Origin of the sequence: Virgibacillus sp. MSJ-26, from assembly GCF_018918075.1 — a bacterium.
Classification (GTDB): domain Bacteria; phylum Bacillota; class Bacilli; order Bacillales; family Amphibacillaceae; genus MSJ-26.
Genome location: NZ_JAHLPW010000003.1, coordinates 227,064 through 252,462, shown reverse-complemented (window position 1 = coordinate 252,462; position 25,399 = coordinate 227,064). Strand labels below are relative to the sequence as shown.

General features: G+C 35.8%; 13 protein-coding genes and 1 pseudogene. All 14 read left to right on the top strand.

Annotation, left to right across the window (positions count from 1 at the left end):
- Positions 1–21: 21 nt before the first annotated feature.
- Positions 22–3,381, top strand: coding sequence for a S8 family serine peptidase (locus KQI49_RS03135; RefSeq protein ID WP_253286632.1), 3,360 nt, complete (start codon positions 22–24; stop codon positions 3,379–3,381).
- A 338-nt stretch (positions 3,382–3,719) separates the two neighbouring features.
- Positions 3,720–4,475, top strand: coding sequence for an SDR family NAD(P)-dependent oxidoreductase (locus tag KQI49_RS03130; RefSeq protein ID WP_216486708.1), 756 nt, complete (start codon positions 3,720–3,722; stop codon positions 4,473–4,475).
- A 298-nt stretch (positions 4,476–4,773) separates the two neighbouring features.
- A complete protein-coding gene (locus KQI49_RS03125) occupies positions 4,774–6,828 on the top strand; it encodes a DUF262 and DUF1524 domain-containing protein (protein WP_253286656.1) in 2,055 nt (684 codons plus the stop codon).
- Positions 6,829–7,124: 296 nt separating this feature from the next.
- Positions 7,125–7,733 (top strand): DUF1819 family protein, encoded by a 609-nt coding sequence (locus KQI49_RS03120; RefSeq protein ID WP_371817504.1) that lies wholly within the window; start codon positions 7,125–7,127, stop codon positions 7,731–7,733.
- The gene (locus KQI49_RS03115) at positions 7,730–8,302 is read left to right on the top strand and encodes a DUF1788 domain-containing protein (RefSeq protein ID WP_216486705.1); all 573 of its coding nucleotides are present in this window, start codon (positions 7,730–7,732) and stop codon (positions 8,300–8,302) included. The genes KQI49_RS03120 and KQI49_RS03115 overlap by 4 nt, the downstream gene beginning before the upstream one ends.
- A 12-nt stretch (positions 8,303–8,314) precedes the next feature.
- A complete protein-coding gene (gene brxC, locus KQI49_RS03110) occupies positions 8,315–11,899 on the top strand; it encodes a BREX system P-loop protein BrxC (protein ID WP_216486703.1) in 3,585 nt (1,194 codons plus the stop codon).
- 14 nt (positions 11,900–11,913) lie between these two features.
- Positions 11,914–15,441: a BREX-1 system adenine-specific DNA-methyltransferase PglX gene (gene pglX / locus KQI49_RS03105; protein WP_216486702.1), complete on the top strand. Its 3,528-nt coding sequence runs from the start codon at positions 11,914–11,916 to the stop codon at positions 15,439–15,441.
- 148 nt (positions 15,442–15,589) lie between these two features.
- Positions 15,590–19,681 carry a DUF4145 domain-containing protein gene (locus tag KQI49_RS03100; protein ID WP_216486700.1) on the top strand — a complete coding sequence of 1,364 codons (4,092 nt, stop codon included), beginning with the start codon at positions 15,590–15,592 and terminating at the stop codon, positions 19,679–19,681.
- Positions 19,678–19,863 (top strand): hypothetical protein, encoded by a 186-nt coding sequence (locus KQI49_RS03095; protein ID WP_216486698.1) that lies wholly within the window; start codon positions 19,678–19,680, stop codon positions 19,861–19,863. The genes KQI49_RS03100 and KQI49_RS03095 overlap by 4 nt, the downstream gene beginning before the upstream one ends.
- Positions 19,860–21,881, top strand: a complete 2,022-nt coding sequence (locus tag KQI49_RS03090) for an AAA family ATPase (RefSeq protein WP_216486696.1) — start codon at positions 19,860–19,862, stop codon at positions 21,879–21,881. Before KQI49_RS03095 ends, KQI49_RS03090 begins: the two co-directional genes overlap by 4 nt.
- Positions 21,874–22,320 (top strand): hypothetical protein, encoded by a 447-nt coding sequence (locus KQI49_RS03085; RefSeq protein ID WP_216486694.1) that lies wholly within the window; start codon positions 21,874–21,876, stop codon positions 22,318–22,320. Before KQI49_RS03090 ends, KQI49_RS03085 begins: the two co-directional genes overlap by 8 nt.
- A 17-nt stretch (positions 22,321–22,337) precedes the next feature.
- Positions 22,338–22,433 (top strand): annotated as a pseudogene (locus KQI49_RS18870) (restriction endonuclease); the annotation flags it as partial.
- A gap of 262 nt (positions 22,434–22,695) precedes the next feature.
- Positions 22,696–24,297: an SIR2 family protein gene (locus tag KQI49_RS03080; RefSeq protein WP_216486692.1), complete on the top strand. Its 1,602-nt coding sequence runs from the start codon at positions 22,696–22,698 to the stop codon at positions 24,295–24,297.
- Between the two features lie 682 nt (positions 24,298–24,979).
- Positions 24,980–25,267, top strand: coding sequence for a hypothetical protein (locus KQI49_RS03075; RefSeq protein WP_216486690.1), 288 nt, complete (start codon positions 24,980–24,982; stop codon positions 25,265–25,267).
- Positions 25,268–25,399: the final 132 nt, after the last annotated feature.

Sequence of the window (25,399 nt, the reverse complement as noted above, 5' to 3'; positions counted from 1 at the left end):
ATTATCAAAGGAGGAAAAGAGTTGTTAAAACAAAAGCAGCAGTTACATAAGTTTTGGTTAGCATTATTAATCATGTTGCTAGTTTCTACTTCTATATTGCCTATCTCAGTCAAAGCTCAGGGAAGTAGAGGATTAGATAATCATACTGAAATAGGCGGTCATCAGGAACAAGATAAATTGAGCAGTCGTCTAGTTAGCCAATTTAAAGAACAAGAAAATGTGACGTTTCTCGTTAAATTTAAACAAAAAGCTGACACTGACAAGGCTGTGCAGGAGGTAGAACGAAACGCAGAGAATAATACGTTGACTACATACGACATTCAAGCACGTCAGCATGCAGCAGCTGTCACGGAGCTAAAAGAAACAGCATTAAGAGAACAGCAGGATGTGTTAGCCTACCTTGAAAAGGCTGAAAAGTCTGGACAGGTAGAAAACTTTCAAACCTATTTTATTGTCAACGGCATCGCAGTGACAGGTTCCAAAGAAGTCGCGAAGGACATTGCAGCCTATCCAGAAGTGGAAAAAGTTTTACCGAATGAAGAGAGAGAACTTTTTCCAACGTCAGTAACCGACGAAACTGTCAAAAAACCGGAAGCTAATTTGGATCAAATTGAATGGAATATCGAAAAAGTGAAAGCGCCCCAAGTTTGGGATAAAGGAATAAACGGACAAGGGGCAGTAATAGCAAGCATTGATACAGGAGTGCAGTGGGATCACCCAGCTTTAAAAGAAAAGTACCGTGGATACGATTCAGAAACTGGCGAGATGAATCATTCCTATAGTTGGTTTGATGCTACTGCAGAAGCTACAGAACCAATGGATGACGAGGGGCACGGGACGCATACAGTTGGTACGGTGGTTGGGAGCGAGCCAGATAATACAGAGCAAATCGGTGTGGCTCCTGGGGCGTCATGGATAGCAGTGAAAGCTTTTAAAGATGGGAAAGCAACGGATGAAGATTTGCTCGCAGCCGCTGAATGGATTTTAGCTCCAACAGATGAAGCTGGGAATACACGACTAGATCAGGCGCCTGATGTCGTCAACAATTCATGGGGCGGTGGTCCAGGTCTTGATGAATGGTACCGTGATGTGGTGAGAGAATGGAGACATGCTAATATTTTCCCAGTTTTTGCAGCGGGCAATGTAGATTCGGATAATCCAGGAGGTCCTGAATCTGTCGCATCACCTGCCAATTATCCAGAATCATTTGCTGTAGGGGCGACAGATATTGTAGATAAAGTAGCAAGTTTTTCATTAAGAGGCCCTTCCCCATATGATGAAATAAAACCAGATGTTGTAGCACCTGGTCAGGTCATTCGCTCCTCCATTCCGGGAGACGGATATGCGGAGAATAGTGGAACATCAATGGCAGCACCAGCCGTTGCAGGGGTAGCCGGGTTGATGCGGTCCGTCGATAAAACAATTTCTCCTGATCAATTAGAGGACATCCTAACGTCTACAGCAATTCCGCTTACAGATGAAGAATATGAAGACAGTCCAAACAATGGCTATGGTTATGGGCTGGTAGATGCCTTAAATGCAGTGTTATCTATCGAACTTGGTGTCGGATCTTTAGAAGGAAATGTTAAAAATGAAGACGGCGAAGCTCTCCAAGCAAATATAACACTTAAAGGGCAAGATCGCACCGTAAGCACTGATCCTGCCGATGGATCATACACACTCCGCTATGCTGCAGGAGAATATCAAGTTGCGGCAAAAGCTTATGGGTACTACGAAGATGAACAAACAATCACACTTGAAGATGGTGAAACAAAAATAAAAGATTTTACACTAGAAGCGATTCCAGAGAGAACAATACATGGACAAATAACAGATGACGTGACAGGAGAAGTGATTGAGGGAGCAACGTTGTCCTTGAAGGAAGATGCCAATGTTGATCCTGTTTCTTCAAATGAAAATGGTCAATATGAACTGACAAGTTTTGAAGGAAATTATACGCTTAAAGTCACGGCACGCGGCTATGAAAAAGCAGAAGTCGATATAGAAATAGATGAAGACACATCGGAATTCAATTTGTCTTTATCGCCTTTTTATAGTTATCCAGGAGACGAACTCGCTTATGACGATGGAACGGGCGAAGGAGGAAGCTGGTTCCATGAAGCAGGAAGCGGCTGGGGGGTAAGAATGTCGTTACCTGAAGGAAAAGACCGGGCCATGGTCACAGGTGGAAAATTCCTTTTCTCCAGTGGAGGCGGAGATCATTTTCAAGTGGAAGTGTTTGACGCAAGCGGACCTGGTGGTGCACCAGGTAAGAAAATTGCTGGGCCGATTGATGCCACAGCGATCAAAGATGGTGACTGGACGACGGTCGATTTAAGAGATGAGGGTCTCGTTGTAGAAGATGACTTTTATATGGTGTACATGCAAACTGAAGACGGCGATAATGCTCCAAAGTTACAACAAGATAAAAATGGTGAGTTTACAGAACGGAGCTGGGAAAACTATCATGGAAACTGGTATCAACTGGAATCAAATTTTCTGACCGGAAATAAAATGATCCGGGCGCTTGTCGATTATGAAGTGGATCAGCCAATGATTACCACACCAACCGATGGCGAAATCACAAATGAACAGGACGTAGTGGTAGAAGGAACAGCTACGCCCAATACTACGATTCAATTATTAAATAATGACGAAGAAATAAAAGAAACGAATGTAAATGAGGATGGCCAATTTACTACAGAGGTGTCGCTGGACCAAGGCGAAAATAACTTGATTGCCGTCTCACTTGTTGATGGTGCGTATTCAGGAGAATCTGAACCAGTCACAATCACATTGGCAAATCAAGCCCCCGAACTAACCATTGATACTCCAAACAACGATGAAAAACTTCGCAGTGATGTAGTAACCGTGGAAGGGAAGGTAGAAGCTGACCATCTTGACTATGTTGAAGTTAATGGGATAAAGGCTGAAGTCAATGGCAGCAGCTACTCCAAGCGAATCATACTTGATGAAGGCGAAAATACAATCGAAGTGATCGCTGAAGATCAAGCGGGGAATAAAACAACAGAACAAATAACTGTACAAGTGAAGACAAGTACACCTAAGATTGAACAATTAACACCTCAAGAAGATATCTACATTGAAACAGGTGAAAGTGTTGCGATAGAATTTGAGAGTGAACCTGGATTAGATGCTGTGTTTAGAATTCATATGCCGCTGACCTCGACGTTTGGAATCATGAACACAACAGAGCTTCCTTTTATGGAAGTTGAGGATGGCCGGTATGTCGGTTACTGGACAGCAACGGACGTTACCATGGAAGGGGCAGTCCTAGAAGTGAAAGTGACGGATGAATTCGGCAATGAAACGTATAAGAAAGCGGATGGTCGGTTGTTTGTTAATAGTGAAGGAGAGTAAGGGATTTGATAAAAGGTGTGTTATCACGAGGGAAAGGATTTTCCCTTGGGGTAGCACTTTTTTGATTAAAAGAAAATTGGGTTGTATTTAAGTTACTTGATTAATTTGGATAGAAAAAATTCTACTAGAAATGAATCAGCAAATATTAATTATAGGTGTAGATGTATTGTTAACCCTTTTGCTTTCTGCTGATTTGCATCAAATTGTTGAAAGTTATTGAAGGAGTATAGGAAAGTGGGGAGGGGTCCATTTCACCTCTAGAAGCCTTGTCAGACTAAAAACCTAGCAGACTATGATAAGCTATACATAGAAATAAATCACAAAAAGGAGAGGATAGCATGTTTGATTTAACGGGAAAAATTGCACTAGTTACTGGTGGAGCGAATGGGATAGGTCAGGGAATCGTAAAAACTTTAGCCAAAGCGGGCGCTAAAGTCATGATTTGTGATATCGACGAAAAAGCGGGGCAAAAAACAGCTGAAGAAGTCGGCGGAGAATTCCATAAATTAGACGTTACAGATAGTAATAAAGCACAGGAAGTCGTTCAAAGTGTTTTGGACAAACATGAGCGGATTGATATTTTAGCAGCTAATACTGGAATCTATCCAGAAGTGATGATTGAGGACATGACTGAAGAAGATTGGGATAAAATACAAAACATCAATCTAAAAGGCATGTTCTTCATTGTTAAACCTGTACTAAAAGCGATGAAAGAACAAAATTATGGACGCGTCATCCTTACTTCCTCGATTACAGGGGACATTACCGGTTATCCTGGCGGTTCAATCTACGGTGCAACAAAAGCAGCTATCCTTGGATACATGCGAAGTGCGGCAGTTGAATACGCCAAATACGGTGTCACGGTCAACTCAGTTCAGCCTGGGATGATTGCAACAGAAGGATTGAAGAAACAACTCGGTGTTCTAAGTGAAAAAGGGGCAGAAGCCGTCCCTATGAAACGCTTAGGCGAACCAGAAGACATTGGAGCTACGGTCTGTTTCTTTGCATCCGAAGAAGCTAGATACATTACAGGTCAATCTCTCGTAATTGATGGTGGACAAATTATACCAGAAACACCAGATGTTATTTTATAAGTGGGTTAGTTTAAAATAAAAAAAGAATATAATTATGTAACAAATTAATCCCCTTTTTTCTATCGTGCGGATAGGTGAGAGGGGGTTAATTTTTAATTGTGGCTAGATACTTAAACAATGATGAATTACATTTAATTTTAATGTCTTATTGAACGTTAAAAATAAGATTAAAAAGATAAATTTGATGCAGTGACAAAAATTAAATAATGATCTATATTTTGATATAATATCATATTAAGGCTCTATTAAATAATGAGGTGAGAAATTGAAAGCAAATGAAGCAAATCTTTTAAACTTCATGCAAGGTACGAAACAGTTTATTATACCTATATATCAACGCAAGTATAGTTGGACAAAAAAACAGTGCGCACAACTGTGGGAGGATATAGTGAAGGTTTCAAATGACGATGATACGAATGCACATTTTGTTGGCTCTATCGTTTATATAGAAAAAGGTGTTTTCCAAGTATCCACGGTTCCCCAATTACTTGTTATTGATGGTCAACAACGTCTAACAACAATGAGTTTATTACTGTTAGCATTAAGTAAAGAACTAAAAGAAAGAAAACAAAAGTACAGTATCAACAGTAGGAAGGTAATGAATTATTATTTGGTTAATAATGAAGAAGATGATGATTTATATCATAAACTTATTTTAAACCAAATAGATAACGAAACTTTAAATAGCTTAATTGAAGATAGAGAGCTTCCTGAAGAGTATTCTCCGAGGATATATGAGAATTTTAATTATTTCGTAGATCAAATTAGGAAAAACAGTATAGATATTGATCAACTATTTTCAGGGCTTAAGAAATTGATCATCGTGGACGTCGCTTTAGACCGTGACCATGATAATCCCCAACTAATCTTTGAAAGTTTAAACTCTACGGGTCTTGAATTGTCCCAAGCAGATTTAATTCGGAATTATGTATTGATGAGCCTTACAGCTGAGGAACAAAAAAGGTTATACAAAAAATATTGGCGTCCCATGGAAAAAAGTTTTGATAACTTAAATGAATCTATTTTGTTTGATCGTTTCATGAGGGATTATCTTACGGTTAAGACCGGTCGAATCCCTAATATTAAAAATGTGTACACAGATTTTAAAAAATACCTTTTAGAAAGACGACATACTGATATAGAAGACATTTTAGAGGACGTCTATAAGTATTCTAAGTATTTTGTTCGACTAGCGTTCCAAACTGAAAAAGATGATGAAATCAAAGATGTTTTAAAAGACTTTAACTCATTGAAAGTTGATGTATCATATCCCTTTTTACTTGAAGTCTATGATGATTATAGCAATGACATCTTATCAAAATCTCAGTTTATTACCATATTAAAAATAGTAGAATCTTATGTTTTTCGTCGCGCCATCTGCGGTGTTCCAACGAATTCACTTAACAAGACATTTGCTACAATTAGTAAAGAGATAGACAAAGGAAATTATTTGGAAAGCGTAAAAATAGCCTTTCTACTTAAAGATTCATATAGAAGGTTTCCAAATGATCAAGAATTTCTAGAAGAGTTAGTGATCAAGGATGTTTATAATTTTAGAAATCGTAATTACTTATTAAGAAAACTGGAAAATTTAGAAAGAAAAGAAATAGTAGATATTGAGTCTTATACAATTGAGCATATTATGCCACAAAACGAAAATCTATCTCAAGAATGGCGTAAGATGCTTGGAGAAAATTGGTTGGATGTCCAAGAAAAATATTTACATGTATTAGGAAATCTAACTTTAACCAAGTATAATTCTGAATTAAGTGATAAGCCATTTATTAAAAAACGAGATATGGAAGGCGGTTTTGCGGACAGCCCTCTCCGGTTAAATCGAGGTTTAAGACAACTGGAAACTTGGAATGAGGAAGAAATTAAAAAAAGAGGGCAGTTACTTGGAAACCGAGCGTTACTTGTTTGGTCTTATCCGGAAGTTTCACAGGAGTTGCTTTTAGAGCATAAAAAGGAAAGTAGACGAGAAGGCAATGTATTAACAAGCCCAAAAGATTATCCTGAGTTAACGGGTGAAATGTTGGAAGTTTTTAAAGAGCTTCAGAAAAGAGTTCTCAACCTAGATAGTTCGGTCAGAGAAGAATTTAAGAAAAAATATATAGCTTACAAAACCACAACTAATTTTGTGGATATGGTTCCCCAAAAAAGCAGACTCCGATTAAGTTTAAACATGGAGTTTGATGAGATTTATGATCCAAAGGGAATGTGTAAAGATATAACAGACTTAGGAAGATGGGGAAATGGCGATATAGAAGTTGGCATATCAGAAACAAGTAAAATTGAGGATGTTATGCATTTAATCCAACAATCATTTGAAAAACATAGAGACGGCGAATGATTTCATTCAATAAGAATATTAAAAGGATATACTCTCCAAGTATATCCTTTTAATATACCCATCTAAACATTTTTTTGTACACCCATCGTGTTATCATTTAATATGTAATCAAAAAAGAGGACTATCGTCTTATTCAATCCTCTTTCCAACCACCTAATCGCCAAACCCTTTATCCATAAAGTCCCTTATTGATAATAATACTATCACAGAGTAAAATAGAGATGATATATAGAAAAAACATCATTAATTATTAAATAAACTGCTGTGAAGTTTTTATATAAGAAAGGTTGATCAAGGTGGTAAATGAAGCGCCTTACTCTACCTCTATGACGGGGTCGGGTTTTTTGATGTATGAATTTAAACAGCTCGCTTCTTTAAAACTGGAAGGATTGAGCGATGATCAAATTAGAACTAAAGTGCTAGAAGAAAATCTGTTTCAGTACAATAAACTAGCAAGTTTAAAACGTGCTTTTCCATATCTCTTAAAAAGAGTGAATACGCTGGATTCTCACTTGCAACAGATGGTGGTAGATGAGCCTACTCATGTTGGGAAAACGATCAATTTATACGCAACGATGAAGGCAGATCAACTGTTTTATGAATTTATGGAAGATGTTGTAACTGATTCTCTTGAAAAAGATATCGGAATCTTAGAGAAAAAGGATGTTAATGTATTTTTTGTTAATAAGGCAGAGCAATCTGACTTTCTAAAAAGCCTGGCTGAATCAACTGTCGCACGTTTAAAAAGTGCTTACTTAAGAATGCTTCTAGAAGTGGGTATGTTAAGTGACTTAAAGTCACGCGAGTTAAAGCGTTTGGTTATTGATGAGGAACTGAAACGTTATTTATTAGAAATAGGGGAAGGACAGTATGTCAAGGTAATGGGTGACGAGGGGATACAATGACTAACATTAATGAACGTCTTGATAAAATCCAAGAAAAAATAAAAGAAGATAAGTTTATCAAAGGTCGCGGTCTAGGTAATGAAATTAGCTTCTACATCTTTGATTATCATCCAAGGTATGAATTAATTGTTCGTGATCATATTAAGTCTTTAAAAAGAATTTTTAGTCGTGAAAGATATAATCGCAAAATTCTAGAGGTTGATTTATATAACATGTTACTTTCACTTGCTAAAAAGCAGCGCATCTACGAAAGTATTTTTGAAATTGAAAAAGATCAAGGTAAAGATGCATTATTTACAGCATTAAATAACTTTGCGATTCCTGAAATTTTCCTCAATGAAATTGAAAATCAAATGAACGATCATAATGTTGTTTTCATTACAGGGGTAGGGAAGATTTATCCTTTTGTACGTTCCCACACGATATTGAATAATCTACAGGAACGACTTGATAAGACACCTGTTATCATGTTTTACCCAGGCGTGTATGATGGTCAATCACTGAATTTATTTGGATCCTTTAAAGATGATAATTATTACCGGGCATTCCAATTAATCGACAATAAATAAGGAGGCAGACCCATGCTATTGAAAGAAATGTTCGCAAAAGATATAGATCGAGATATTCGCGGCGTGATCAAGGCGGATCAAACAAACGAAGATGATGTTTATCAAGAACTGAATGAATACGTCGTCACAAGAGAATTACATAAACACTTCTCAAAATTTTATGAAAACTATTTAAAAGGAGTAGACGGAAAGACAGATAAAGTGGGTGTTTGGATATCTGGATTTTTCGGATCAGGTAAATCCCACTTTCTTAAAATCCTTTCCTACCTTTTGAAAAACAACCCTGTTAAGGGCGAAAAGCCGATTAACTTTTTTGAAGATAAAATTTCTGATCCTCTAGTCTATGCCAATATGAAACGTACCGCTGAAATACCCACGGAAACTATCTTATTCAACATTGATTCTAAGAGTCCACTAGATAATAAATCAAAAGAAGATGCGATTTTAAGAGTTCTCCTTAAAGTGTTTTATGAACATCGTGGTTATTATGGTGATAATCCGGTTGTCGCCGAACTAGAAAAGTATTTAGATGAAGAAGGTTCCTTAGAAGCATTCAAAGATGAATATGAAAAAGTGGCAGAAGAACCGTGGCTTAACCGTCGTCACTCTTTTTATTTTGATACCCATTATGTAAAAGAAGCCTTAATTAAAGCAACAGATATGACCGAAGAAGCCGTTGACAATTGGCTTAATTACGGTGCGGAAAATATCGAAGTGAGTATTGAAAAATTTGCTCATGATGTAAAAAAATATATCGATACGAAAGAACCCAACTTCCATCTTGTCTTTCTCATCGATGAGATCGGCCAATATATTGGTGATCGCCGTGACTTAATGTTGAATCTGCAAACGGTAACGGAAAATTTAGGAGCCATCTGTGGCGGACGAGCTTGGGTAATGGTGACGTCACAGGAAAGTATCGACTCCATTGTCAAAGTAAAAGGAGACGACTTTTCTAGAATTCAAGGAAGATTTGATACCCGTTTATCACTCTCTTCTATTTCTGTCGATGAAGTCATCCAAAAACGTATTTTAGAGAAAAAGGATTATGCAGAAGATAAACTTAAAGCCATCTATCCAGAAAAAGGTCCTATTCTAAAAAATGTTATTAGTTTTCGTGACAGTACAGCTGATTTGCAAGGATTTGAAGATGCCCAAGAATTTTCGGATGTTTATCCGTTTGTCCCCTACCAATACCGTTTACTGCAAAACGTCTTTGAACAAATAAGAAAACATGGATCTTCAGGTAAGCACTTATCTGAGGGAGAACGTTCGATGCTTTCTGCTTACCGGGAAGCAGGTATCCGGTTTATGGAAGAGAACGAGGGCACACTTATTCCATTTTATGCTTTTTACGATACCATTAGAGAATTCCTACAACCGACTGTATCTCGCGTTATCGAAGGAGCAGCAGAAAATCCTAAACTTCAGGACGATCTATTTAACATTGAGCTTTTAAAAGTCCTGTTTATGATCAAATACGTGAAAGAACTCCCGGCTAATATTGACAATATTGCTACATTAATGGTTTCACATATTGATGAAGATAAATTAGAGTTGAAAGAAAAAATAAAAGTATCGTTAAGAAAGCTGATTGGCCAAACTCTTATTCAAAAAAATGGCGAAGAGTACATCTTCTTAACTGATGATGAACAAGATGTCAATCGTGAAATTAAGTCAGTTATGGTTGAAGAAGAAAAAATAAAAAAACAACTCGCTGAGTATATTTTCGAAGACTTATATGAAATGAAGAAGTATCGTTACTCTAAATGGTATGACTTTTCATTTAATCAAAAAATGGATGAAAAAAATCACGGAAACCAAACAGCAAGTATTGGCATAAATATTCTGTCTCCACTTTCAGAGCATTATCATAAATCTGATCAAGAATTAATGATGATGTCTAGCGCGGAAAATGAAGTAATCATTAAACTGGGTGGCGTAGAATCTTATGTAGACGAATTGGAAGAAGCACTCAGAATTGAAGAATATAGGCGTGGTCGTAATATTGCCCAACTCCCGGAAAACATTCAAAACATCCTTAATAATAAACAAGTCGAAGTGAGAGACCGTCGTCGTCGTGTCCGTGAATTGTTAGAAGAAGCCATTAAAAATAGTACTTTCTTTATTAAAGGAACAGAAGTGGATATTAAAGGCTCGACGGTCCGTGACAAAATGGACGAAGCCTTCAAAGTTCTCGTAGAAAATATATATAAACATCTACCACTGATTCAGGAATTTACGAGTCAAGAGAGTGACCTAAAAGCCTTTTTAGTTGCGGATAATGATCAAATCACATTAGACGATGCAGAAATGAGGAACCCGAATGAGCAAGCAAAGCAAATGATTGATGAATTTATACGCCTGCAAGCAGAATTAAATAAGCAAATTAGAATTAAACCTCTCTATGACCGATTTGGTGATGTGCCATATGGCTGGAGAGAGCTTGATATAGCTAGCTTGATTGCCGAACTCTTAAAAGAACAACGCATTCGCATTCGTTATAATGCGGAGTATTTAGAACCGAGAGAGAATGCGAATTCGCTAATGACTGCTTTCACACGTCCAAAAGAAGCGGATAAAGCAATTATTATTGTCCGACAGAAAGTTGATGAAAGCTTACTACGCTCGGTGAAACGCATTGCACGTGATCTATTCGACAAACGCGATCTAGCAGATGATGAAGACGGCTTAATTAAAGATATTCGACATTTAATCGAGATGAAAGAAGAAGAAATTCATAAATACAAAGAGAGATATGAAGGGCGAAGCTATCCAGGTATGAGTTTACTCAATAAAGGTCTGGAATATTTCTCACAATTTGATAGGGGTATTGATAATCTAACTTTCTTTACACGTTTTAAAGAGCTAGAAGATGATCTTGCGGATTGGTTTGAAGATATTCAATCTGTGAAGAGCTTCTTTAATTCAAATCAGCAGAACATTTATGACACAGGTCTTCAAGCGATTGAAACATATGAGGAAGTCAAAGCCTATGTCCAAACGGAAGAAGTAGAAACGGCTATGAATCAATTAAATGATATTTTAAATGATCCCATTCCATATGGAAGAATAAAAGATATCCCAGAATTGGTTCATAGACTAGACGAGCAAATTAATGCCGTCCTGACAGAAAAGAAAGAAGCGGCTAAAGAAAAGATCCAACTCGATTTCGATGAAGCCTCTTTACAAGCGGGTCAGTATGGTGTTTCAAACCTGACGAAAGAGCGAATTCAAACAGAGTATAAGAACATGCTCACATTATTAAATTCCTATACAGATATATTTAAAGTCGACGCCATGATTACACGAAGTAACTCTTACAAAATAAAAGCAATCCAAGATATTCAAAGAGAAATTACTGAGTGGCAAAGACAAAAAGAATTAGAGCAGAAAAAAAGAAAAGATGCACAGATTACTGAACCACCAATCGTAGAACCTGAACCAGTCATTCGAAAAGAAACGGTTAAACTATCAGAGCTTATGACAATTACCACACTTTCTTCTGAAGAAGATGTTGATAAATATGTTAATACGTTATCGAATAAACTGAAGCAAATTATTAGATCAAACAAAGAAATAGAATTTAAAGAGTAAAGGATGAAAGTCCAATGAATAAATCAGCATTACGAATCTATGCCATTAATGCCCGCAAAGAATTATTGGAACGAGTTGAATTACAAGCGAGAAAAATAGGGATTACAAAAGATAAAATAGCAGATGCTGCTTCAATTAAAAGTTCGGATGCAATCTATATTGATGGCAAGCAATTGACGGATGTCGAAAAAAATCAACGAAACAGGCTTATTAACCGTATCAATGATATCGGCTTTGACCAGGTGATGGAAGAAACGGCATATACCTGGTTCAACCGTTTCGTTGCCCTTCGTTTTATGGAAGTAAATGATTATTTACCAACAAAGGTTCGCGTCCTATCTTCCGAAACAGAAGGTAGTACCGAACCCGATATGATTAAAGAAGCATTGTCCCTTGATCTACCTATCGATAAAGAATATGTTTATGATTTAAAAATGGACAATAATACAGAAGAACTTTTTAAATACTTAATCAAACTTCATTGTAATGATTTAAATCGATACATGCCGTTCATGTTTGAGACGATTGAAGATTATACGGCGATCCTCTTTCCAGAAGGACTGCTTGGAACGGATTCTTTTGTGCAGGAAATGATTGATACGGAAAAGTTACCGGAAGAAGACTGGAAGAAAGTTGAAATTATAGGATGGCTTTATCAGTATTATATTTATGAAGAAAATGATCGAGTGATTCGGGCGAAAAAAAGATATAAAAAAGAGGAAATACCGTATGCGACCCAACTCTTTACACCTGAGTGGATCGTCAGTTATATGGTCCAAAACGCATTAGGGCGCTATTGGATCGAATCTCATCCTGAGGATAAAGGTTTAATTGAAAAATGGGAATTCTATCTTGAAAGTCAAGAATCAAAAGAGGTTCTAGAAGAAAAATTAGCACCATATATAAATAAAGATTTAAAAGTAGAAGATATAAAATGCTTTGATCCAGCTATGGGAAGTGGACACATACTCGTTTATATGTTTGACGTCTTACATGAAATTTACAGTAAATCTGGCTATATGGACCGAGAGATTCCACGTTTGATTATCGAAAATAACTTATATGGACTTGACATTGATGACAGGGCATATCAATTAGCAAGCTTTTCTGTAGTGATGAAAGCTTTACAATATAATCGACGCTTCTTAAGAAGTATTGAACGCGATGGATTAACAATACACCTTGCAGCCATTCAAGAAACAAACCTTGTGACAGATGAAGAGATTGCTTATTTGGCAGGGGAAACAGAGGGCAATCATTATGATGAAATAGAATCATTTGTTGATCAGTTTAAACATGGGAAAGCTATTGGTTCCCTTATTAAAATGGAGCCAGTAGACTATGACATCTTAAATGATCGATTAGAAGAACTAGAGAAGCAAGAGAATAACATTTTTGAAATGGACTTTAAAGAGCATACACTACCCTTATTTAAGGGGCTGTTAAAACAGGCAACTATTATGGGAAGAGAATATGATGTCTTTGTTACAAATCCTCCTTACGCGGGGAGAAGGTATGTCACAAAAGAAGTTAACGAATACTTAGACAAACACTACTCTGATGTGAAATCTGATCTATTTTCATCTTTTATAGAATATAGCTTTTATGCGACCAAGAAAAATGGACAAATCGGATTCATGACACCCTATGTGTGGATGTTTATCTCATCCTACGAAAAGTTAAGAGAAAAAATTATAAACGATCGAAATATAAGTAGCCTAATTCAACTCGAATATTCTGGATTTGATGGTGCAACAGTACCAATTTGTACATTTACACTTAGAAACTATCATAGTGGAACAGATGGAGAATATGTTAGACTTTCAGATTTTCGTGGGGCGGCAAACCAACCCATCAAAACTTTAGAGGCTGTTCAAAATCCAACTGTTTCTTATCGCTATACGTTTAATCAAGATAATTTCAACAAAATTCCAGGAAGTCCAAATGCTTATTGGGTGAGTCAAGAACTATTAGTTGCTTTTGAAGAATTCAATGAAGTAGGTTTTTATGGTCAAACTAGAAAAGGAATGGTTACTGCAGATAATAAAAGATTTATCAGACATTGGAGTGAAGTTTCTTTTGTTACAATAGGGTTTAATTTTGATAATAGGAAAGTGGCAAAATACAGTAATAAAGTATGGTTTCCTTATAAAAAAGGTGGAATGTTTAAAAAGTGGTACGGGAATAATGAAGAAGTTGTTAATTGGGAAGATGATGGTTTTGAACTCCGAAACATGAGAGATGAAGGATACAAAGTTGGGTCTACTAATCATAATCTAGACTTTATATTTAAACCGGCTTTGACTTGGAACAAGATTACTAGCAGTAAATTTTCGGCTACTTACTCTTATAAAGGATTTTTATATGATGACGCTAGTCCTTTTATTTCAATAAGTGATAAAAATATAAAGAAATATATTCTAGCACTTTTTTGTTCGAAAATTGCACAGTATATATTAAACATAATAAATCCTACATTAAATTTTCAACCAGGAAATATAAGTAAAATTCCAGTAAATTTAGAGAAAGATAAAATAACTTTTATTAATGACTTAGTAGATATCAACATTAAAATTTCAAAAAAGGACTGGGATTCTTTTGAAACATCATGGGATTTTACAAAACATCCCTTATTAGAGTTTATTTCAAATTCAATAGATTCTTCATTTCGTAATTGGAATGGATTTGCCGAATCTCAATTCAATCAACTCAAAGAGAACGAAGAAAAACTAAACCGAATTTTCATTGACTTATATGGCTTACAAGATGAACTGAATCCTGATGTGGCTGATGAGGATGTGACCATTCGAAAAGCTAACTTAGAACGTGACGTCAAAAGCTTCATCTCTTATGCAGTCGGTTGTACTTTTGGTCGCTATTCTTTAGATGAAGAAGGCCTCATCTACGCAGGAGGTGAGTTTGATCTGAGTCGTTATCAAACCTTCCCAGCGGATGAAAATAATATCTTACCTATCCTACCAGGGGCTTACTTTGAGGATGATATTGTGACTCGCTTTATTAATTTTGTGAAAGTGACGTTTGGTGATGATACGCTAGAAGAAAACCTTACCTTTGTGGCTGATGCGATTGGACGTAGGAAAAATGAAACGGCCAGGGAAGCGTTACGTCGCTATTTCTTAAATAATTTCTATAAAGATCATGTGCAAACATACAAGAAGCGACCGATTTATTGGTTGTTTACGTCAGGGAAAGAGAAGGCGTTTAATTGTCTTATTTATATGCACCGTTATGACAAAACAACCTTATCTCGGATTCGTACGGATTACCTCCATGATGTTCAAGTACGCTATGAATCGGAAAAGAAAGATTTACTATCAACGATTGAAGATGAAGGTAATGCCACCGCAAAAGAAATACGCGATGCGAAAAAAGAATTAACATCGGTCGAAAGGAAAATAGAAGAATTAAAAGCATACGACGAAAAACTCCACCATTTAGCAGACATGCAAATCGAGATCGACTTAGACGATGGTGTGAAGGTTAATTATGAGAAATTTAAAGGGTTAGTTGCAAAAATATAAAGTTTTTGATATAGCCATTATTAAATTTCAATGTTCTTTGTACCCTACATAAAGGGGGGCAGAACAATATAAAGGTAAAAAGAAATAATTAAAACACAATCACTACATTATGCTTGTATAAATATTTTATGTGAGGAGGAGGGTTTATTTGTCTACTATATTTGAATTTACAAAAGAGATATCAGATGATTTCCATCAGTTGGCAACGGAAATTGAAAATCTAATATATGAGCAACCCAATGCTACTTTGATGAAGAGTCGTCTATATTGTGAGCATATAGTGAAGAGGATTAGTGAACAGGAAAAATTAGAAGAAATGTATCCTTTAAAACATGCTGAACGCATCTATAAGCTTTACCGAGATCAAGCGATTGAAGAGGAAATCTATTTAAAACTGGAATGGATTCGAAAAATGGGAAATAAAGCAGCACATCATTTGAATGCGGTAGATATTCAAAGTGCGATTCAGGCTCATCGATTTTTATTTGATATAAGTGTTTGGTATATGGAAGTGTATGTGAGTTATGATTTTGTAGCACCTATTTATCAACTGCCGCGTCGACAAAGTGGTCCGTCAGATGCTGATCAACTTATCCAGCCATATGTCGAACAGACGATGGAAAAGATTGATAGTTTATGGCAAGAAGTGAATGAGAAAATAGAAAGTATAAATAAAGAAAAACAGCAAGCAGAAGTTTATCAAGCGCAAAATATTGTAGAAAAAGAAAAAATTCCGTTCCCTATTTTGGCCTATCTAAGGGAACAAGAGCTGGAGTATGTTGATAAACGTGATCAGGATGGGGTACTTTGGATTCTTGGTGATTGGTCTATCAATGAGAAATTAACGTCATTGAAAAAGCATAAAATGTATTTTCGCTTTACTAAAAAGGGTGGTAAGTCAACGAACTATCAATCTGCCTGGTTTTTATTGAATAAAACCCTACCTCTTGTAGAAATTGATAAAATTGGCGTGAAGCAATCGGACACGGTGGAATGGAGCGACACGATTCAAGAAAAAAAAGAAGAAGATCAATTACTTACTATCGTATCTGTTGAATCTGACTACTGGATAGATAGGGGACAAATTCAAATCCCACGTCATCTGGAGCACGAAAGACTACCTGAAGATTCATCTAACGGGATTGCTTATCTAAAAAAACATTGGAATCTATCGCGTTTCAATGAGGTGACAGAAGACGCTCTGCGTGAAATCTATCAACAATCTAGGTTTCATTTCTTTAATCTTTTAGAAGAATTGTATGTACAAGGGTTTCGTTTTACAGGTGTACTATCAAGGTTTCATAATGGTCCAACAGTAGAAAATGATTTGCAAATTCAAGTGAACAATTTTACCGCTAGTTTGGAATCCTTTTTTTCAGCACAATTCCACGAGCGATTAAAAAAGTATCACATAAATACAATAAAAGAACTTGACAAGCGATTGCTTAGTACGATGGCATGGATATTAAAAGAAGATATAGGTCAAGTTAAAATATTACTTGAAGGTATCACATTTGATAAGTCTGATCGGGAAGAAGAAAAAGAAGAAGAGTTGTTTACTTTGCATTTTGAGGAAGAAATGCTTAAGATTCCAGGAAACCTAGCAGAAACATTGTTCAACGATATGGATATTCAAGGATGCAATCATATGTTGACAAAATTACAAGAAAAAGGAATATATCGTTTGAGTGAGATGCCAACCTATTTAGATGGGATTCATAGGCAATTGAAAGGTGTTGGAGAAGGTACGGTAATTAAGTTTTGGCAAGAGTTACAACGTTTGGATAAGATTGAAACGGCAGCCAATACGCCTCCTGATGGAGAGTTAGTTATTCGTTATGAACAAAATGTTGTCACAATTCCTTCAGAAATTAAAAATAAGAAAATGAAGTCAGAATGGTTTCCGGCTAATGTCTTTTCAACTCTTGAAACGATGCAGGAAGAGGGGATCATTCTATTAAGCGATTTACCTGTTGATTTGTTGCAATTAAAAGATCTTCCTGGGATTGGAAAAGTCCGGATTAAAAATTTGTTCCATAGTTTGGAGGAAGTTGTTAGCCAGATTTTCAAAGAAGAAAAAATAAATAAGTTAACTAATGAAGAATTGCTCGATTATGAGTTGAAGAGGTATGTCGAGTGGTATCAAAAAATAAAAGAATCAGATAAAGAACAAAAAAAGTTTAAAATTCCTAAGCAATATATAACACTCGTTCAAAAGCGATATCAGGCCTCACTAGAAGGAGAGCATATAACCCTTGAACAATTAGGAAGTAAGCATGGTGTTACAAGGGAAAGAATCAGACAAATTTTGAAAAAAGGGGATAGGATTCTGCTTGATAACTGGGAGCGACTCGTATCCGTATTGACCCATGACCTTTCTGCAGGCAAAGAGATGATTCCAGCGAGAGAATTAGATGATAAGTTAGAGGCTCATTTTCTTCTTATCCATGCGCTTGATGCAAATGGAATCTTCTATCAAAACATAAATGAGATTGCGGTTTTATCGATGAAAAACAAACGTCAGTTAGAGGAATATGTTGAAACGGTAAAGCGTGACATGCAAAAGGTATTTTCAAAACGTGTTATTACATTGGTTGATGTGGACGTGTTTTGTAAGGAAAGGGCGCTGGAAGATGGTTCACCAGAGGAAGTGGTATATACGATTGCTACTACTGAAATCAATTGGTTGTCTGAAAATCAGGGGATTATTAAAAATATGACAAAAGCAGATATTGTTGAAATGGTTATGTTGCAATATCCAAACGGTGTAGAAATTTATCAAAGGGAAGAAGAGTTGATTGAAAAAGCAAATGCTTTAATGCCTGGTGGATTTCATGGTGAACGCTCTTTTTATTCGATTGTTATTCGAGATGATTTGCAGGATACGTTTTATATGTGGGGAAGGGGGACATATATTCATGTGAATTTTGTATTGGTCGATGAAACATGGTTGGATTCCGTCATTACTACGGCTGAATCATGGCATAAAGAGGAAGAATTTTTTCATATACGAAAGCTTTTTAACGCGGTGAAAAAGGAAGCATTTGAACAAGGTGTCCCGAATGAATATGCATTGTATTCTTTAATTCGTATTTTTCCACAGCAAAAGTTATCTTTGCCGCGGTTTCCGACTGTTCTGCCTTATGGGGCGGACAGACTGGAGAATCATGAGTGGGTTACAAAGTTTTTGAAGGAACGAGCTCGGCCTGTTGCAGTTCGGGAATTAATGGAGGAATTCGTGCATCAAAAAGGATGGAGAGAGTTTACACTGACTTCTATTTTATGGGGTTCAACAAAAATTATTCCGTATGATCATGGAGTCTACACGCTTGTGTCGCAATATGAGGATATAGAATCCGAGGATATACAATTTATTATTTCAAAATTAAAGATGGCGATGAATAAAAGGCAATTCATATATTTTCCGTCCTTTTTCAACGAAAATGAAATGTATTTGAAAAGTATTGGAATACCAACAGCTTATGTTCTATATGGTTTGCTTAAAAATATGGGATTATCTACGTTCAAATTCCCTCGATTTCCTTATGCGGTTTTAGAAGAATTTGAGGGCGATACTTTGACGATAAAAGATTTAGTGGAAGGCCTTATCCTAGAGGAAAATCGAATTGTCGCTCGGGAAGAGGTGAATTTTTGGTTAACTGAATTGCTAGGTGAAGGAAGCAGAATACTCGATCTTGTATTGCTTCGTTCGAACAATTTGCTGTATTATTCTCGTGGGCAGTTCGGGGAGTATGTTCACCGTGATACGATTCAGATGGATGAAGAGAAGGTTCAAACTATTTTAGACATTACTAGTGCTAAGTTTGAGGAAATCAAACATCAATTCAATCGGAAGTATGTTTATATATCTGAGCTGTTCAATCCGACTGAGCTACCAACATTACCCGAATCCATTCGGTGGAATGAAGATTTGTTGGGAGATATATTAAGAAAATCGGGTGCCTGGAAAATTTTGGGATCCTTTTATGCAGTGTTGTCTCCTTTAGATGGGGGAATTCCAGATGAGGTAACATTCATTGAGACTATTTTACAGCAGCAGTTTGATGGAGCGGCAAAATTAACGGAGATTAGAAGTTTTCTAGAAAGCGTGAAGTACTCAAAAGACGGACAATTTCTTAGTGATGTTCATGATGCAATTGATAAAGAAAAGACACCTTACGTCATTGAAGGGGATGAATTGATTCATAAAAGTTTGCTAGAAGGAGGTAGGCTAGAATGACAGATCATGTGTTGACTGCGAAAATTAGCATTTTGTTAGAGGATGAAGATCCATTGGTTAGTGATTTGATTTTGGAAACGATAAAGCAAGTTGAAACCAAACCTATATCGATTGAGGCACATGCTAAAAACATGCAACGATATTTGGATATGAAAGTAGAACAGAAAGGAGACGAGTCATGATTATTCAGTCGCTACAAATGAATAATTTTCGCCAATTTTATGGCTTACAGGCGATCGAATTTGCCGAAACCGAATCAAGTGAGCTTGTCACCGTTATTTTAGGAGAGAATGGACGGGGTAAAACGGGTATTTACAGGGCAATGATGTTTGCATTATTTGGAGACATCAAGCTTATTCAGGATGCACAAGAAGCGGATGTTTTATTGGCAAACGTCAACGCCGTAGAAGAACAAGCGAGCCGTGGTAAAGGTGGGATCAAATGCTCTGTAACACTTGATTTCACTCACCATAATGAAAGTTATACGATTGAGCGGGTATATTTTGCCATGAAGGACGATACAGGAAAACAAAAAGAAGAACCGTTTAAAGTCCATTTGGTTAACCATACAACAGATGAGGAATGGCATTCAGATAAAGAAGTTAAATATATAACGGATCAAATCATTGATGATCGAGTGAAGCATTATTTCTTCTTTGACGGAGAACGGATTGAGAGATTAACTCGAGTATCCCCACAACAAAGACAAGAGGTGACGGATGGTATTAAAAACTTGTTGAAAATCGACCAGATATTGAAAACACAACAAGTATTCAATAAACTCTTGTCTGATACAACAAAGGAATTGGAGCAGCTTTCAACAGGTGATTATAAAAAGGCTTTGCGTGAGATGAATCATTTAAATGAAAAGCTAGCAGGTATACAAAGTGAATCTACTGAACTAGAACAATACGATGCGAAAAACTTTGTTCGTTTAGCAGAGATTAACGAAGCTTTAAAAGAATACCAAATGATGAGTACAAGTATAAAGGAACGAGAAAATCTTGAGAATGATCTTGAACAGATTGGATTAGAGATAGAAAGTAAGTTTGGACAGACTAAACAGCTGAATAAATATTTGCCACTTTTAATGGGGGAAAATGTATATCAACAACAACTTACGAAGCTTTCTTATGATCTAGTTAATCAAGGAAGTGGTATTGATTCCAGTTTCATCGAGTCGCTGTTGGAAGATATGCGCTGTATTTGTGGAACATCGTTTGATAGAACTTCCCAGATGTATCAAAACTTGTCGATGCTATCTAATTCGGCGAAAGAGTTTGAAAAAAATAGAGATATGCAGAGTGTTCAAGCCGAGATGAAACAATTAGCTGCTTACTTAGATGGAAGAGTCGATCAAATAGAACAGTGGAAATATGAGTTCAATGAACTCCAGTCTAAAAAAGACCATATTCAATATCAGTTAGAGGAAATCAATAAACGTTTAAATCAATCCGGTGAAAATCAGATGAAGGAATTAAACCTAGAGCGAGAAAAAATTAACAAAGCCAAACTAGAGATAGATTTTAAACTTAAGAAGAATGCAGAACAAGAAGATGAATTGAAGAAAGAAATAGCTTCATTGGAAATCAAACTTAAAGAGCTTGAACGAGAAAGTGGCTTACATAAACATGTTTTACAAAAACGTAATATTATAGAGGTTTCTGTGAGTAGATTAGAAAAGGTAATTAAAAAATTTGAGAGTGAACTATTAGAGGAACTTGAATTAACGACAACTCAAAATTTAAATTATTTATTGGATGATTCAGGTAAGGATATGATAAAGGAAGCGAAGGTCACTAAAAATTATAATCTCGAAGTATTAAATCATTATGGACAACCATTCCTTGCAAACATATCCCAAGGTCAGCGTCAAGTCTTATCGTTAAGCTTCATTTCAGCTTTAGCCCAAGTAGCTGGCGGTACAAGTGCCATGGAAATGCCACTATTTATGGATACGCCATTCGGAAGATTGTCCGGTACACATCAAAAAAATTTGATTGAGTATTTGCCACAGATTTGTTCACAGTGGGTTTTGTTAGTAACTGACAAAGAATTTGGTGCAGCAGAACGTATGCAATTTAGAAAGGCAAATACGATTGGACGATTCTATGAACTTGTATCCGAGGAAGCTGGTGTAACGAATATTAGAGAAATTCAAATTGAGGAATATGAAGAAAGGCTGGTTAAAAATGAATGACAATGCGCAGCTTCGAGTCTATGTATCCGATAAATACTTTCCAATTTTCCACAAAATGACGCGTAATGGAATATTTACCCAGAACAGTGAATTTTTTATCTTCTGTACTTTTTGGGGCGAAAAAAAAGGAAAGAAAATTCCAATTGAAAAACGTCATGAACTATGTCGGGCTGTGACATTTACGGAATATGATAATACTTCTGTTAAAGCCTTGTTTTTGAAAGAATTTGGTGAACTATCTACTCAAAAGGAAATGATCGGTTTGGCAGAAGAATATGCGAATGGCGGAATAGAAGATTTGATAGAAACAACATTGAAAGATATGGTGCATCAAGATGTAGATGGGAGTTGGCACTTTAATCCTGATGTAAATACAGAGCAATTTCAGTTAGAGTTGTTTGATTTTGTGCTCCGTGAAACGACAGAAGTTCCCTTCTAATTGTTTATTGAAAAAAACTCCACTATTTAGCCGATATGCAAATCGAGATCGATTTAGACGATGGCGTGAAAGTCAATTATGAGAAATTTAAAGGGTTAGTTGCAAAAATATAAAAACAACGTATTTGTTCAAAATAAACAAGAATAATGCGTTTCAAAAAGTAAAAAGGAGCTTTATCCAACAATTAAGTGAAATTTGTTGGGAGCTCCTTTTATAAACAATGTGAAATGATTTCAAATAGTCTCTAACAGCAAATGGAATGGTTTTAGAGTAAGTAAAAACAAGAATAAATGTTCGCCTAATTTATCGAATTTTGTTACAATTAAAAAGTAGTTAGAACTTATACAGATCAAATATAGTAAGGGGTGGTAAAAGATGACGGTGTTGGAAGAATTGAAAAATAAAAATGAATTTCCAGTCGTTTTTATAGGATCTGGGATATCCAAAAGATTTTTAAATGACTTTCCAAATTGGCAATTGCTATTAGAGGAATTTTGGAACAAAGCAAATTTATCGAACTTCTACGGTTATTACAATAATTTAAGGGATCGAATAAAAGAAGAAAAACCTTTATATGATGAGCGGGAACTGGATCACTATTCCAATATAAAAATTGGTGAAATATTAGAAACCAAATTCAATCAGGAATTTAACAACGGAAACATAGAAATCAATCAATTTACCCCAAGGAACGCTTATACTTTAAAAGTATCCCCCTTTAAAGTTGCCATAGCAAAACGATTTGGTTCTTATCAACTCAAACCTGAAATGGAGTATGAATATGAGTCATTTAAAAAAATGTTGATTAAATCTCAAATTATTTTAACTACTAATTATGATGCATTCATTGAGAATTCATACAACCAGGAAAGCGATTATCATATAAAAAAATATACAGGTCAGCAGGGATTTTTTGAAGAAACATTTGGCTTTGCTGAATTGTACAAGTTACATGGTTGTATCGAAAATCCGAAAGATATTATTATTACCGATAAAGACTATGCCTATTTTGAAGAGAATTCTGTATTGATTAGTGCTAAAATCATTTCCATGATATTGCATTCCCCAATCATTTTTCTAGGCTATTCACTAACTGATGTAAATGTAAGAAACATAATCAAGGACTTTACAAAGTCTCTTTCATCAAAAGAATTAAATATATTGGAAAAGAAATTGGTGCTAATAGAATGGGAAAAAGATCAACAGGAATTAGTGGAAGAAATCGTTAATGATAAAGATTTAGGTTGTAGATTAAGAGTTATAAAGACGGATAACTTTAAAGCTGTTTTTGATAAAATTAGCACTATAAATCAAGGAGTGGCCCCGACGGAAGTAAGAAAGTACCAACATGTTATTAAGCAATTAATTATTGATAGAGGTAAAGCTGGAACATTAAAATCTGCCCTCATTTCCCCTGAAGAAATTGACAGGCTGGAAGATGATCTTAAAAATCAAAACATTGCAATAGCAGTTGGGGACTGGAAACATATTTTTCAAATGCCGGATATTATTCAGTATTCGCTCGACTATATTTCAGACAGTGATGAAATAACGACAGATATAAGACTGAAATTTGCTGCAAGTCAGGGAGGAAAGGATAGATTTCCAGTTCATAAGGTTTTGGACAAAGAGTTAATTAAAAATAGTTCTCTACATCCGACAGAAAAAGAAAAATTACTTAGACGTTCAGACAGACTTTCAAATTATAATCAACATTACGATAAGATTAATAAAAGTTCCGTATTTACACCTAAATCAATCGATGTTACGACTATAAAAAGTGCTGACGAGAAAAAGGAAAAGATCTTTGAAACGTTATCTTTTTACCTTGAAAATTTGGATTTAAATGAATTAAAGCAGTTTCTAATAGAAGAATTAGAACACTTAGAATTAAGAGGGGAAATTAAAATGATAACGGAATTAAGAAGATTATTGTTATTATATGATATTAAGAAAAACAAAGGAAGCAATCCCTAACCACGATGTGTGATTGCGATTGCTTCCCTGCTTTTATAATTAGAATTCTACACTACTATGTTATGTTTGTCAATGTTTTTTATTCTTCTGAGTAACAATTTATATGCAGATATTATTTGAAAGATGTTGTTGTTTAAATTGTATAAGTGCTCATTTTGTTGCCGATGCGATTGGTCGAAAAAATGAACAGCTATACAAACGTTGTGTCGCTATTTCTTAAATGACTTTTATAAAGATCACGTAGAAACATATAAATGGCAGACCAATTACTGGTTGGTGAGGTTAAGTAAAGAACATGCAGCGGTACGATAAAAGTCTTATCCCGAATTCGTCCGTTTATCTATTTGATCTAAAAGTCCGCTATGAATCTAAAAAGAAAGATTTACTCAGGAACATAGGAGATGAAGGGAATTCTGCTGTGAAAGAAACTCGTGAAGCGAAGAAGGCTTGAAACCAGTTGAATAGAAAAAGCCTTTGTTCTGAACTTAAAACATGTTATATTATTAATAGACAAAATACCTCAGTTTTCTCCATCACATATGCTTCAAAAAGACGTAGCTATATGATAGCTATACCGCTATTAAACATGAAGTTTTCTTAACTCTAACATGAAGGGAAACAGTAGTGTTTTCACTGAACATCGTTCGTTGAAAGAGTAATTGAAAAAACAGGAGGTGTATTCATGAATAAAGAAGTTAGTAATTCTGAAATCCTACAAGCAATTACCGAATTATCAGATCAAGTCCGAGACCTCACAGGTCATCAACAAAATCTTTCGGAACAGGTTCAAGGCTTTTCGGGTCAACATCAAAATCTCTCAGAACAAGTTCAAGGCCTCTCAGGACAGTTGAAACAAACGGAGGAAAGGTTAGTCCAAAAAATAGATAAGTTGGATGCTAAAGTCACTGTTCTTTCAGAAGGATTATTGAACACGCAAGCAGATGTTAAAATCTTAAAAAATGCCAAATGATCATTGCTTAAATGCTAAGAGATTGCCGCCTAAGGTGATCTCTTTTTTTATAAAGTGCTCATTAATACAGGGGATAGCTTTTAATTTCTCCAAATAATAGCGTCATCATTATTTTACCATTATCTCCATATC

Excerpts from the sequence above, each read along its gene's own strand:
- KQI49_RS03130 (WP_216486708.1), top strand. The coding sequence starts at position 3,720 with ATGTTTGATTTAACGGGAAAAATTGCACTAGTTACTGGTGGAGCGAAT.
- KQI49_RS03125 (WP_253286656.1), top strand. The coding sequence starts at position 4,774 with ATGCAAGGTACGAAACAGTTTATTATACCTATATATCAACGCAAGTAT.
- KQI49_RS03115 (WP_216486705.1), top strand. The coding sequence starts at position 7,730 with ATGACTAACATTAATGAACGTCTTGATAAAATCCAAGAAAAAATAAAA.
- brxC (WP_216486703.1), top strand. The coding sequence starts at position 8,315 with ATGCTATTGAAAGAAATGTTCGCAAAAGATATAGATCGAGATATTCGC.
- pglX (WP_216486702.1), top strand. The coding sequence starts at position 11,914 with ATGAATAAATCAGCATTACGAATCTATGCCATTAATGCCCGCAAAGAA.
- KQI49_RS03095 (WP_216486698.1), top strand. The coding sequence starts at position 19,678 with ATGACAGATCATGTGTTGACTGCGAAAATTAGCATTTTGTTAGAGGAT.
- KQI49_RS03090 (WP_216486696.1), top strand. The coding sequence starts at position 19,860 with ATGATTATTCAGTCGCTACAAATGAATAATTTTCGCCAATTTTATGGC.
- KQI49_RS03085 (WP_216486694.1), top strand. The coding sequence starts at position 21,874 with ATGAATGACAATGCGCAGCTTCGAGTCTATGTATCCGATAAATACTTT.
- KQI49_RS03080 (WP_216486692.1), top strand. The coding sequence starts at position 22,696 with ATGACGGTGTTGGAAGAATTGAAAAATAAAAATGAATTTCCAGTCGTT.
- KQI49_RS03075 (WP_216486690.1), top strand. The coding sequence starts at position 24,980 with ATGAATAAAGAAGTTAGTAATTCTGAAATCCTACAAGCAATTACCGAA.